The organism is Salinispora fenicalii, assembly GCF_000514815.1.
Lineage (GTDB): Bacteria > Actinomycetota > Actinomycetes > Mycobacteriales > Micromonosporaceae > Micromonospora > Micromonospora fenicalii.
In genome coordinates this window covers 16,276-28,677 of the sequence record NZ_AZWQ01000032.1, presented here as the reverse complement: position 1 = coordinate 28,677, position 12,402 = coordinate 16,276, and the positions used below count along the sequence as shown (strand labels likewise).

Sequence of the window (12,402 nt, the reverse complement as noted above, 5' to 3'; positions counted from 1 at the left end):
GCGGCACCTCCAGGTCGCGCTAGGCTGACCGGGTGGATCGTGCCGAACTGTCCATCACGTTACACCGGTTAGGGGACGAGGTTTTCCTCCGCCTCGCCGGTGAAATCGACATGATGACGGCCGCCCAGCTCGCCACCGTTGTCAACGAGGTGTTGACCGAGCCGCCCCCGCGGATTGTGCTGGACCTGGCGGGCGTCACCTTCTGCGACTCGCAGGGCCTGGGGACGCTGGTCGTGCTCAGCCGCAAGACCAGCCACTCCCAGAGCCTGCTGGTCCTGACCAATGTGGCCGAGTTCCTGCTCCGCGTTCTCGACATCACGGGCCTGCGTAGCGCCCTGATGATTCGCGACGCCTGAGTCTCAGCCGGTGTTGCCCCAGCGGGCCTGTTCCAGCAGGCCAATCGCGCGCTGCACCACGACCGGGTCGGTTTCGGCGCGAAGCAACGCGGTGGCCTCGTCAATGGCGTCGGTCAGCAGTCGCCGCTGGGTCTCCCGCTCCTGAAGCAAAGTCGACTGCGCGGCGAGCTGCCTGGTCTTCACCCACAGGTCGACGAAGACTGACACCTTGGCCCGCAGCACCCACGGGTCGAACGGCTTGGTGAGGTGGTCCACCGCACCGGCGGCGTATCCGCGCATGGCCAGCTGGGCGTCCTGGTCCGCGGAGGTCAGAAAAATGATCGGCACGTGCCGGGTTCGTTCCCGCCGTTTGATGTGACTCGCCGTCTCGAAGCCGTCCATCTCCGGCATCTGGGCATCCAGGAGGATCACCGCGAAGTCATCAACGAGGAGCCGCTTCAGCGCTGCCTCGCCGCTCTCCACGGCCACCGACTGGACCTGGAGCCCCTGCAAGATCGCCTCCAGGGCCGTCAGGTTCTCCCGACGATCATCCACCAGCAGCGCCTTCGCCATCTGCGTCATGGGCTCTCCTCGTTCCGACCTCCGCTGATCCAGGACGAAATGAGCTCGATCAACTCGTCCAGGTCAACGGGCTTGGTGATGTATCCGCTGCCCCCGGCCGCGAGCGCGGACTCCCGATCTCCGGGCATCGCCTTCGCGGTCAGGAAGACGATCGGGAGGTCGGCGAAGCGGTGGTTACGCCGGATCTGCCGCGTCGTCTCGTATCCGTCCTGATCGGGGATCATGGCATCCATCAACACGATGTCCGCCTCCGGATGCTCGGCCAGCAGGCGTACGCCGTCGGCCCCGTTGTCCGCGTACAGCACGGTCATCCCGTGCAACTCCAAGGCGCTGGTCAGGGCGAACACGGTACGTACGTCGTCGTCGACGATCAGCACGGTGGCGCCAGCCAGCTGGCGGGTCGCCGTCGCCTCGACGGTGGGCAGCAGCTCCACGGCGGGCATCAGTAGCGACGACGGGAGGCCAGCCCGGGCGGGTGAAGGCGGCGCCGGTGTCACGACCGCGTCCGGGGCCAGGACGTCGGGGAGGAAGAGGGTGAAGGTCGAACCCTGCCCGGGCACCGACGAGACCCCGATCGCGCCGCCCAACAGCCGGGCCAGATCCCGACTGATCGACAGGCCCAGACCGGTTCCCCCGTACCGGCGGCTAGTGGTCCCGTCGGCCTGCTGGAACGCCTCAAAGATGATCGACAGCTTGTCGTCGGAGATGCCGATCCCGGTGTCCATGACCGTGAAGGCGACCACTTGCCGCGCGTTGGCCAGTGCCGGCACGTCGAAGGCAGCCGACTCCGGTGCGGGGGCGATCCCCAACCGCACCGCCCCGGCGTCGGTGAACTTCACCGCATTGGAGAGCAGGTTCCGCAGGATCTGCTGCAGCAGCTGCACATCGGTGACGATCTCCTTCGGCAACTCCGGACTGACCTGGACCTCGAAGTTGAGGCCCTTCTCCTCCGCCTGCGGGACGAACGCCTGCTCGACATAGCCGCGGACCTCGGTGAACTGAATCTCGGTCGGCTCGACATCCGTCCGCCCAGCTTCGATCTTGGATAGGTCAAGAATGTCGTCGATCAGCGAGAGTAGGTCGGTGCCGGCGTTGTGAATCGTCCGGGCGAACTCGATCTGTTTCGGGCTGAGGTTCTGCTCCGAGTTCTGGACCAACAGCCGGGCCAGCAGGAGCAACGAGTTCAGCGGCGTACGCAGCTCGTGGCTCATGTTGGCCAGGAACTCCGACTTGTACGCCGAGGCGCGGGTGAGCTGCTGCGCCGTCTCCTCCAGGCCCAGCCGGGCCAGCTCGACCTCCCGGTTCTTGGTCTCGATGTTGCCCTTCTGCTCGAAGAGGAGCTGCGCCTTCTCCTCCAGCTCCGCATTCGTCCGCTGAAGTTCGGCCGACTGCTCCTGCAACTCATGGGCCAGCCGCTGCGACTGCGCCAGCAGCTCCTCGGTACGCCGGTTCGCCTGGATGGTGTTGACCGCGACGCCGATGGTGAGAACGAGCCGTTCCAGGAATGAGAGGTGCAGGTCGGAGAGGGTGGTCACGCTGGCGAACTCGATCACGCCAAGCAGTTCGCCCTCGAAGATGACCGGTAGCACCACCAGATCAGCCGGTGGGGTGTCCGCGAGCCCGGAGCGGAGCCGGAGCCGGTTGTCCGCCGAACCAGTAACCCGGATCGTGCGCCGAGACAGCGCCACCTGCCCGACCAAGCCCTCACCAGGGCCAAACGTCACGTCCTGCCCGCGAGCGACGTAGCCGTACGAGGCGGTGAGCCGCAGCCGGAAGTTCCCCTCGGTGTCATCCACCAGGAAGAACGCGCCGAGTTGCGCGTCCACCAGCGGAGTCACCTCCATCATGATCATGCGGCAGACCTCGCCGAGATCCCGCTGACCCTGCAGCAACCCACCGATCCGAGCCAGGTTGGAGTCCAGCCAGCCCTGCTCGGCATTCACCGTGGTCGTCTCGCGGAGAGTCCCGATCATCTGGTTGATGTTGTCGGTGAGCTCGGCGACCTCCCCCTGCGCATCGACCGCGATCTGCTGGGTCAGGTCGCCGCGGGTCACCGACGTGGACACCTCGGCGATGGCGCGCAGCTGAATGGTCAGGGTGGAGGCGAGCTGGTTGACGTTCTCGGTGAGGTCCCGCCAGGTCCCAGCGACGCCCTTCACCTGGGCCTGACCACCCAGCTTCCCCTCGGTACCCACCTCCCGAGCAACCCGGGTCACCTCATCGGCGAACGACGACAACTGATCCACCATCGTATTGACAGTGTTCTTCAACTCCAGAATCTCACCCTGCGCATCAACCGTGATCTTCTGCCCCAGATCACCCCGCGCGACCGCCGTCGACACCTGCGAAATGTTGCGGACCTGACTGGTCAGATTGCCGGCGAGTTGATTGACGTTCTCGGTGAGGTCCCGCCACGTCCCGGAGACACCCCGCACCTGAGCCTGACCACCCAGCTTCCCCTCGATGCCGACCTCCCGAGCAACCCGGGTCACCTCATCGGCGAACGACGACAACTGATCCACCATCGTATTGACAGTGTTCTTCAACTCCAGAATCTCACCCTGCGCATCAACCGTGATCTTCTGCCCCAGATCACCCCGCGCCACGGCGGTCGTGACCGAGGCGATGTTGCGCACCTGCGAGGTCAGGTTCGACGCCATCGAGTTCACGTTGTCCGTCAGGTCCCGCCACGTCCCGGAGACGCCCTTCACCTGAGCCTGACCACCCAGCTTCCCCTCGGTACCCACCTCCCGAGCAACCCGGGTCACCTCATCGGCGAACGACGACAACTGATCCACCATCGTATTGACAGTGTTCTTCAACTCCAGAATCTCACCCTGCGCATCAACCGTGATCTTCTGCCCCAGATCACCGGTCGCGACCGCCGTCGACACCTGCGAAATGTTGCGGACCTGTGCGGTCAGGTTCGACCCCATGGTGTTCACCGAATCGATCAGGTCCTTCCAGGTGCCGGCGGCGCCCCGCACCTCGGCCTGACCACCCAGCTTCCCCTCGGTGCCCACCTCCCGGGCCACCCGGGTCACCTCATCGGCGTACGACGACAACTGATCCACCACGGTGTTCACCGTGCGCCCGATGCGCAGGTACTCCCCACGCAGCGGTCGGTCGTCCAGCTCCAGCGCCACGTGCTGGGAGAGATCACCCTTGGCGACCGCCGCGATCACCCGAGCGATCTCGATGGTCGGGCGCCCGAGCTCGTCGATGAGCGAATTGACCGCCTGCTGCCCCTCCGCCCAGGAACCATCCAACTCCTCGTCGTCGAGGCGTTCGGCGAGCCGCCCGTCCCGGCCCACGATCCGGCTGATCCGACGCAGATCGTGGTAATGCCGCTCCTGGAGCGACACCACCTCGTTGAAGGCGTCCGCCAACTCGCCCGCCCGACCCGACCGGTGCGGCAACCGAACCTTGAGATCGCCGTGGCGAACGCGCCGAAGCGCCTCGGTCAGCTCGATGAGGACCGCATCGGGGTCCGGCACGGACAGCTCCGCCGCCGGCTGCTTCGCCGTGGTCATCATTCCTCGCTCACGTCGGGGCCGCCTGCTGCCGGCAGGCCGGACCTCCCACTATTGTGCCCACCACCGGGTACGCGCCAGACCGACGCGACGTGAGCTGGCGCCCGCTCGGCGCCGCCCCGGGGTCGGCTCTTCGCTGGGTCCGGTTGGCGCCCGCCACGGCAGCGGTGGAGGATACGGGGGTGTCAGCGGAGAGGGGGCCCGCGCCGACCGGAGGCCGAGACGAGCACGTCCGGCGAGTCCGGCTCCCCGCCGACCCCCGGACGCCCGCAGCGGCGCGCGCACTCGTCCGGTCGCTGCTCACCGAGGCGGACCTGGCGGAGTTGACCAACGAGGCGCTCCTGCTCACCACTGAACTCTCCACCAACGCGGTAGAGCACGCCCGCACCGAACTGGACCTCGAGGTCGTCGCCGACCGAAGGGGTCTCACCGTCACCGTCTCCGACTTCGCCCGCGGGCCGGTCGAGGAGCTGACCGTCGGTGTCCGCAACGAGAGCAGCGACATCGCCGACATCTCCGAACGGGGCCGGGGTCTGCTCCTAGTCGACCACTTCGCGAGCCGCTGGGGAACCACGTACCTGCCCGCCGGTAAGGGGGTCTGGTTCCGGCTCGACCGGCCTGGCTCTCTCGATCACCTCTGCCGGTCACCGGTTACCGCGGTGCCAGCCACCGCGGTAACCGGTGACCGAGCCGCCAGCGAGGGCAGCTTCCCGCCGAGTGCCGCGGCGATGAGCGAGCTGATGCAGACCGCGCCCGACCCGTACGCGGAGAACTCCCTGCCGGACTTCGCGACCAGCCTGCTGACCCGGGTGGCCGAGATGGTCGGCGCGGCCGGCGGCCTGGTCCGGCTGGACCGGGGCGACGGGCAGGGCCCGCAGCTACTGGCCCGCTACGGCCGGCAACCCCGGGCCGACAACGATCTGGTACGGGTGCCGCTGACCGTGCACCGGCCGTACGTCGGCGAGTTGGAGTTGGATGCGGCACCGTCCGCGTACGCCCAACCGCTGGCGGTGTTGATGGCCGAGCGGCTTTCGCTGCACCTGGAGAACGACCGACTGCGCCGGGCCGACCTACGCCGGCAGGCCTGGCTGACCTTCCTCGCCGAGGCGAGTGAACTGCTCGCCCAGTCCCTCGACGTCGAGCTGACCATGGCGCTCATCCCGCAGTTGGTGGTGCCCCGTCTGGGGCAGTGGTGCGCGGTGCACACCAGCAATGAGTGGGGACAGCTGCGCCTGGCGGCGGCCAGCCACGCGGACGAGTCAATGCTGCCCCAACTGCACGCCGTGCTGGAGGAGACCGGGCCGGACTCGGTCCAGTCCCGACTGCGGGAGGCGTCCCGCAATGGCACTCAGCTCCCGCTCGGCGTGCCGACCGAGGGCTTCGCCGTCCCGCTGATCGCCCGCGGGCAACGGCTCGGCACCCTCGCTGTTGGGCGGCACCAGCGGCACCGGCACGACCCCGACGAGGTCGCCGTACTGGAGGATGTGGCCCGGCGCGCGGCGCTGGCGATCGAGAATGCGCGTATCCACGCCGAGCGCCGTCGGGTCGCCCAGGCGCTCCAGCAGTCGCTACTGCCGCCCGTGCTGCCGGTGGTGGAAGGGATCGACTTCGCCGCGGAGTACGTACCGGCCGGGGACGACGCGGACGTCGGCGGCGACTTCTACGACGTGCTGCCGCTGCCGGACGGGCGGTGGCTGGTGGTAATCGGTGACGTCGCCGGAAAGGGAGTGCAGGCGGCCACCCTCACCGGCCTGGTCCGGGATGTCATCCGGACGCTGATCGGGGACGGTAAGCCGCTGTCGGAGACGCTGATCCGACTCAACGGGACACTGGTCGAACGGGGCGGCGGGCGATACTGCACGCTGGCGCTGGCCGCGGTGGGGCCGGGTGCGGGTAACCAACTGGAGGTCTGCCTGCACCTCGCCGGGCACGACCAGCCGGTGCTGCTGACGGCCGCCGGTGCGGCCCGGTTCGTCGGCGCCGGCGGCACCGCGCTCGGGCTACTCGACTCGATCTCCTCGCCGGCCACCGAGCTCACCCTGGACCCGGGCGAGGCCTTGATCTTCTACACCGACGGGGTCACCGAGCGGCGGCGCGGGCGGGAGCTCTTTGGGGTGGACCGGCTCCGGGAGGCGACGGCGCCGCTCGCCGGCTATTCGGCGGACGTCGTGGCGGCGCGGCTGCGCTCGACCGCGCTCGGGTTCTCCACCGAAACCCCCCGGGACGACATCGCGATCCTGGTCCTGCGCAACGGCGCCGGCTAGCCGCGGGCCGCGCAAGCAGGCGGATAGCTGGGCGGTCAGGCCGGTAACGTAACGCCGTGACCACCGAGACCCCAGCGCCCGTCGCCAAGCGGATGCCGACCGAGCGAACCCACCACGGCGATACCGTCATAGACGAGTACGCCTGGCTCGCTGACAAGGACGACCCGGCCACGATCGCCTACCTCACCACCGAGAACGCCTACACCGAGGCCCGGACGGCCCACCTGGCGGACCTGCGCGGGCAGCTGTTTGAGGAGATCCGTCGGCGGACCCAGGAGACCGACCTGTCAGTGCCCACCCGCAAGGGCGGCCACTGGTACTACACCCGCACGGTCGAGGGGCAGCAGTACGGGGTGCAGTGCCGCCGCGTCGTTCACGACGGCGAAACCGACCCGCCGGTCAGCCGCGATGGCGCCCCCCTGGCCGGCGAGGAGGTGCTGCTCGACGGCAACCTGCTCGCCGCGGGGCACGACTTCTTCGCGCTCGGGGCCTTCGACGTGAGCCCGGACGGGCGCTGGCTGGCGTACTCGACCGACTTCTCCGGCGACGAGCGGTTCACGCTCCGGGTGAAGGACCTCAGCACCGGGGAACTGCTGCCCGACGAGGTGCCCGCCACGTTCTACGGGACGGCCTGGTCCGCCGATGGCTCGGTGCTCTTCTACGTCACCGTTGACGACGCGTGGCGGCCGAACCGGGTCTGGCGGCACACGCTGGGCACCCCGGCCAGCGAGGACGTCGTGGTCTACCAGGAGGACGACGAGCGGTTCTGGGTCGGTGTCGAGCTGACCCGCTCGGAGAAGTTCCTCCTCATCGACATTCACAGCAAAGTGACCAGCGAGATCCTGGCCATCCCCGCCAGCAACCCGACCGGCGCCCCGGTCCCGGTGGCTCCCCGCCGCCAGGGCGTGGAGTACACGGTCGAGCACCATGGCCACCGGTTCCTGATCCTGCACAACGACGGTGCCGAGGACTTCGCCCTCGCGTACACCTCGGCCGACGCCCCCGGCGACTGGGTACCGCTCATCGAGCACTCCCCCGGCACCCGCCTGGAGGCGGTCGACGCCTTCGAGAACCATTTGGTGGTCACGGTGCGCGCCAACGGGCTGACCGGGCTGCGGGTGCTGCCGATCGGGGGTGGCGACCCACACGACATCGACTTCCCCGAACCGCTGTACGCCGTCGGCCTGGACAGCAACCCGGAGTACCGCACGAGTCAGCTCCGACTCCGCTACACCTCACTGGTCACTCCGGACTCGGTGTACGACTACGACCTGGTCACCCGCCGGATGATTCAACGCCGGCAGCGGCCGGTGCTGCCCGGACCGGACGGCCGCCCGTACGACCCCACCGGCTACGAGCAGCACCGGGACTGGGCGATCGCCGACGACGGCACCCGGGTGCCGATCTCGCTGGTCTGCCGGGCCGGCACCCCGCGCGACGGCTCCGCGCCGTGCGTCATCTACGGCTACGGCTCCTACGAGGCGAGCATGGACCCCTGGTTCTCGGTCGCCCGGCTCTCCCTGCTGGATCGGGGCGTCGTCTTCGCCGTGGCACACATCCGCGGCGGCGGCGAGCTGGGCCGGCGCTGGTATGACCAGGGCAAGCTGCTGACCAAGAAGAACACCTTCACCGACTTCGTGGCCTGTGCGCGGCACCTGGTCAAGGCGGGCTGGACCGCGACCGACCGGCTGGTCGCCCGGGGCGCCTCCGCCGGCGGGCTGCTGATGGGCGCGGTGACCAACCTCGCCCCGGACGCGTTCGCTGGAATCGTCGCGCAGGTTCCCTTCGTTGACGCGCTGACCTCGATCCTCGACCCGTCGCTGCCGTTGACCGTCACCGAATGGGAGGAGTGGGGCAACCCGCTGGACGACCCCGAGGTGTACGCGTACATGAAGTCGTACACGCCGTACGAGAACGTGCGGGCTGTGGACTATCCAGCGATCCTCGCGGTGACCAGCCTCAACGACACCCGGGTGCTCTACCACGAGCCGGCGAAGTGGATCGCGCGCCTGCGGGCCACCGCGCCGCGGGGCGACTACCTACTCAAGACCGAGATGGGCGCCGGGCACGGCGGGCCGAGCGGCCGGTACGACGCCTGGCGGGAAGAGGCCTTCATCAACGCCTGGCTGCTCGACCAGCTCGGCCGCGCCTGAGGCAGCCCCGGGCCGTCGGGTGCGGACGGCGGCCCGGCTCCCTTCGCGGGGCCGGGCCCGGCAGGCACCGTACCGGTTCCGCCGGGCCGCGCCGGGAGCTAAGCGGCGAGCGCAGCGGCCAGCACGGCCGGCTCCACGTTGCCGCCGGTCACCACGGCGGCCGTACGCCCGGCGGGTAGTTCGGCGCGGCGGAACAGCCGGGCGGCGACCGCCACCGCGGCGCTCGGCTCCACGACGAGCCGTGCGTCGCGGACCAGCCGGCTCAGCGCCGCCCAGATCTCGTCCTCCGTGACGGTGACGATCCCGTCCAGCCGCTCCAGCAGGTGCGCGAGGGTCAGCTCGGACGGCGGCAGGCGCAGCCCGTCGGCGCAGGTCCGGTAGGTGCGCTCCTCGCCCCACGACACCACCGACCCCGCCGCCAGCGAGTCCCGGGTGTCGGCGGCCCACTCCGGCTCCACGCCGATGACCGCCGCCGCCGGCCGCAGCGCCCGGACCGCGGTCGCGACACCGGAGGACAACCCGCCCCCGCCGACCGGCACCAGCACCACATCGACATCGGGTAGGTCCGCCACGATCTCCAGGCCGATTGTTCCCTGGCCAGCGATGATCCGCCGGTCGTCGAAGGGGGGTACCAGCACCGCGCCGGTCTCCGTCGCGATCTGCTGCGCCGCCGGTCCACGACGCGGCGGTGGCACCGGCACCACCTCGACGCCGAGCGCCCGAATACGGTCGACCTTGGCCGCCGGTGCCCCCTCGGGTACGACGACCCGGCACGGCACACCGGCGGCGGTAGCCGCGTGCGCCAACGCCAGGCCGTGGTTGCCCGAGGAGTGGGTGACGACGCCGGCCGACCGCTGCTCCGCCGTGAGCCGGGCCACCGCGTGGGTCGCGCCGCGCAGCTTGAAGGATCCGACCGGCTGCAGGCTCTCCGCCTTGAGCCACAGGTCCGCATCCCATGGGGCCCGCATCAGCGGGGTACGTAGGACGTGGCCGGTGATATCGGCGGATGCACTCCAGATGTCGTCGACAGACACAAGCTCCATCACCTGATCCTGCCCGGTGGTGATCCCGCCTAGACTTCCGGGGCGTGAGCAGCGAGCGGCCGGTCGTCAGTGGCGGCGACGATGCGCCGACGAGCGGCCGACCCCGGCCCGGCCTTCGTGTGATCGCCCGGGACCGGCGGGTCTGGGTGATCCTCGGTGTGGTCGCCGCCGCAATGGTCTGCTGCTGCGCGTCGGCCGCCGGCACTCTGTTCGCCCTCGCCGCCGGCCTCTTCACCACCGGGTGAGCACGTAGTCGGCGAGGGTCGGACGTCAACCTTCTGCGACGAGGCGGGCGAAAGCGTACGGCTGGCCGCCTCGCAGCTACCCCTCGTCCTCGATGTAACGCGGACGGGCGATGACCAGACCCGCGGCGGTCTGCACCGCAAGCGCCAAGATCAGGAAGCCGACCGGCACGGTCCACCCGCCGGTGGCCCCGTAGAGGATGCCGACGAGTAGCGGTCCCAGCGCCGCGATGAGGTAACCGGTGCTCTGCGCGAACGCCGACAGCGCCACCGTTCCCTCCGCCGTACGTGCCCGCAGCCCGATGGCCGTGAGGACCAACGGGAAGGCACCGTGCCCGACGGCCAGCAGGGCCGTCCAGAGCAGTGCGCCGTCGTACGGCGCCAGGGCCAGCCCCAGGTAGGCCAGCGTTGACGCAGCGGCCAACGACAGTACCAACGGTCGCAGCGTCCGCAGCCGACCGGCCAGCGTCGGCATCAGGAGTGCGACCGGCACGCCCAGCGCGGTGACCCCGGCGAGCAGTAGGCCCGCCGTCGCCGGGCGGAACCCGGCGTCCCGGTACAGCTGCACCAGCCAGCCCATGATCGCGTACCCGCTGAGGGACTGGGTGCCGAAGTACACGGCCATGGCCCAGCCGAGCCGGGTACGCGCCGGGCGTACCCGAACGCTGGTGGCGGTCTCGGTCGGGCTCGATCGTCGCGCAACGGAGCGGGCCCGGCGGGCCAACGGCACCCATGGGAGCACGGCCACCGCGGCCAGCCCGGCCCAGACCCCGAGCCCGGTCCGCCAGGAGCCGAAGGCCTGCGCGATCGGCACCGCCGTGGCGGCGGCCACCGTAACGCCCGCGGTCATGGCCATCGTGTACGCCCCGGTGGCCAGTCCGGTGCGGTGCGGGAAGTACTGCTTGACCAGCAGGGGTAGGAGAATGTTCGCCGCCGCGATCCCGGCCAGCGCCAGCGCGCTGGTGAGGACGAAGACCAGCGCGGAGTCGGTGGCCACCCGGAGCACCTGGCCGGCGGCGAGCACCGCCATCGCCACCACCAGCACCCGAGCCGGTGCGACCCGACGGACCAGCCACGGGGTGATCGCCCCGAGCCCGGCGAACGCGATCGTCGGCAGCGTCGTTACCACGCCGGCCATGGTTCCGGAGAGTCCGAGCCCGGTCCGGATCTCGACCAGCAGCGCGCCGAGGCTGGTCACCGCGACCCGCAGGTTCGCACCGACCAGAATTATCCCAACCAGTACGAACGCTGCTTGGCGCGCTACCTGACGCTCTGCGACCAAAGCCGTGGCCGCGCCGTCCGGGGCGCTCTTCGTAGCCACGCCGTCCGGGGCGCCCACCTCTGCTGTGGCTGCGCCCTGCGGGCGAGGGCGGCCGGCCACCTCCGGATAGTTGCTCTCTCGGGGCGGGCGCGGCCCCATCCTGGTGGACGTTGCGGACGGTGGCGGGGTCATGCCCCTGAACCTACAATCATGGGATGAATTTTCGGCAGGAGATGTAACCAGTGCCACCCGAGGCCGAAACCACCGCCGTCCCACCACGGGGGCAACGGGTCCAGGAGACGATTGCCCAGCTCCGCGACCGGATCCTCGGTGGCGAGTGGTCGGTGGGCAGCCGAATTCCGACCGAGCCGCAACTCGTCGCGGCCCTCGGTGTGGGGCGCAACACCGTTCGCGAGGCGGTCCGTGCCCTGGCGCACGCGGGAGTGCTGGAGATCCGACAGGGCTCCGGCACGTACGTGGTGTCGGTTGATGAGCTGGCCCCAGTGGTGGCCCGCCGTCTCACCGACGACCGGATAGCCGAGGTGGTCGAGGTTCGGCGTGCCCTTGAGGTGGAGGCCGCCCGACTCGCCGCGCTGCGGCGTACCACCGAGGACCTGGCGGCACTCGCCGACGCGCTCGCCGCCCGGGAGACCGCGTGGCACAGCGGCCGGGTCGACGAGTTCGTGGCGGCCGACGCCGTGCTGCACACCGTCGTGGTCGCGGCGGCACACAACGGCATCCTCGCCGAGCTGCACGCCTCCATCGGCACCGCGATGCGCAGCACGGTCGCCGCGACGTTGGGCGAGACCCTGACATCGGAGCACTACGTCGACCACTCCCGGCTGATCGACGCCATCCAGGCCGGGGATCCGGAATGGGCGGCGATCGAAGCAGGCGCCTACCTGACACCACCGCCACCGACCTAGGTCACCCCGAAGCACACCGGCGCCCATGGAAATCCCACGGGCACCGACATTGTTCGTACACCT

General features: G+C 69.9%; 9 protein-coding genes. 5 read left to right on the top strand and 4 right to left on the bottom strand.

What is annotated here, in order from left to right; all coding sequences use genetic code 11:
- Positions 1-32 precede the first annotated feature (32 nt).
- Positions 33-356, top strand: coding sequence for an STAS domain-containing protein (locus B116_RS0116280; protein WP_018720816.1), 324 nt, complete (start codon positions 33-35; stop codon positions 354-356).
- Positions 357-359: 3 nt separating this feature from the next.
- On the opposite strand, the gene B116_RS0116275 is transcribed toward B116_RS0116280, so the two are convergent.
- Both B116_RS0116275 and B116_RS0116270 read right to left on the bottom strand, forming a co-directional pair.
- Positions 360-917: a response regulator gene (locus B116_RS0116275; RefSeq protein WP_018720817.1), complete on the bottom strand. Its 558-nt coding sequence runs from the start codon at positions 915-917 to the stop codon at positions 360-362.
- Positions 914-4,453, bottom strand: coding sequence for a HAMP domain-containing protein (locus B116_RS0116270; RefSeq protein WP_033667670.1), 3,540 nt, complete (start codon positions 4,451-4,453; stop codon positions 914-916). Before B116_RS0116270 ends, B116_RS0116275 begins: the two co-directional genes overlap by 4 nt.
- 179 nt (positions 4,454-4,632) lie before the next feature.
- On the opposite strand from B116_RS0116270, the gene B116_RS0116265 reads away from it, so the two are divergent.
- Both B116_RS0116265 and B116_RS0116260 read left to right on the top strand, forming a co-directional pair.
- Complete coding sequence (locus B116_RS0116265; RefSeq protein WP_027660676.1) at positions 4,633-6,714, top strand: SpoIIE family protein phosphatase; 2,082 nt, start codon at positions 4,633-4,635, stop codon at positions 6,712-6,714.
- A gap of 56 nt (positions 6,715-6,770) precedes the next feature.
- Positions 6,771-8,867, top strand: coding sequence for a S9 family peptidase (locus tag B116_RS0116260; protein WP_027660675.1), 2,097 nt, complete (start codon positions 6,771-6,773; stop codon positions 8,865-8,867).
- A 98-nt stretch (positions 8,868-8,965) separates the two neighbouring features.
- Here B116_RS0116260 and B116_RS0116255 read toward each other — a convergent pair whose 3' ends face one another.
- On the bottom strand, positions 8,966-9,910 hold the full coding sequence (locus tag B116_RS0116255; protein WP_027660674.1) for a threonine ammonia-lyase: 945 nt from the start codon (positions 9,908-9,910) through the stop codon (positions 8,966-8,968).
- A gap of 44 nt (positions 9,911-9,954) precedes the next feature.
- Between B116_RS0116255 and B116_RS0116250 the strand changes: the two genes are divergently transcribed.
- Complete coding sequence (locus B116_RS0116250) at positions 9,955-10,155, top strand: hypothetical protein (protein ID WP_018720822.1); 201 nt, start codon at positions 9,955-9,957, stop codon at positions 10,153-10,155.
- A 76-nt stretch (positions 10,156-10,231) separates the two neighbouring features.
- Here the strand turns inward: B116_RS0116250 and B116_RS0116245 are convergent, their stop codons facing one another.
- The gene (locus B116_RS0116245) at positions 10,232-11,605 is read right to left on the bottom strand and encodes an MFS transporter (RefSeq protein WP_033667669.1); all 1,374 of its coding nucleotides are present in this window, start codon (positions 11,603-11,605) and stop codon (positions 10,232-10,234) included.
- 50 nt (positions 11,606-11,655) lie between these two features.
- Here B116_RS0116245 and B116_RS0116240 point away from each other — a divergent pair, with 50 nt between their 5' ends.
- Positions 11,656-12,339, top strand: a complete 684-nt coding sequence (locus B116_RS0116240) for a FadR/GntR family transcriptional regulator (RefSeq protein WP_018720824.1) — start codon at positions 11,656-11,658, stop codon at positions 12,337-12,339.
- Positions 12,340-12,402: the final 63 nt, after the last annotated feature.

What these genes read in the sequence shown, in the direction of transcription:
- B116_RS0116275 (WP_018720817.1), bottom strand. Translation starts at nt 917, where the DNA reads ATGACGCAGATGGCGAAGGCGCTGCTGGTGGATGATCGTCGGGAGAAC.
- B116_RS0116270 (WP_033667670.1), bottom strand. Translation starts at nt 4,453, where the DNA reads ATGATGACCACGGCGAAGCAGCCGGCGGCGGAGCTGTCCGTGCCGGAC.
- B116_RS0116255 (WP_027660674.1), bottom strand. Translation starts at nt 9,910, where the DNA reads ATGGAGCTTGTGTCTGTCGACGACATCTGGAGTGCATCCGCCGATATC.
- B116_RS0116245 (WP_033667669.1), bottom strand. Translation starts at nt 11,605, where the DNA reads ATGACCCCGCCACCGTCCGCAACGTCCACCAGGATGGGGCCGCGCCCG.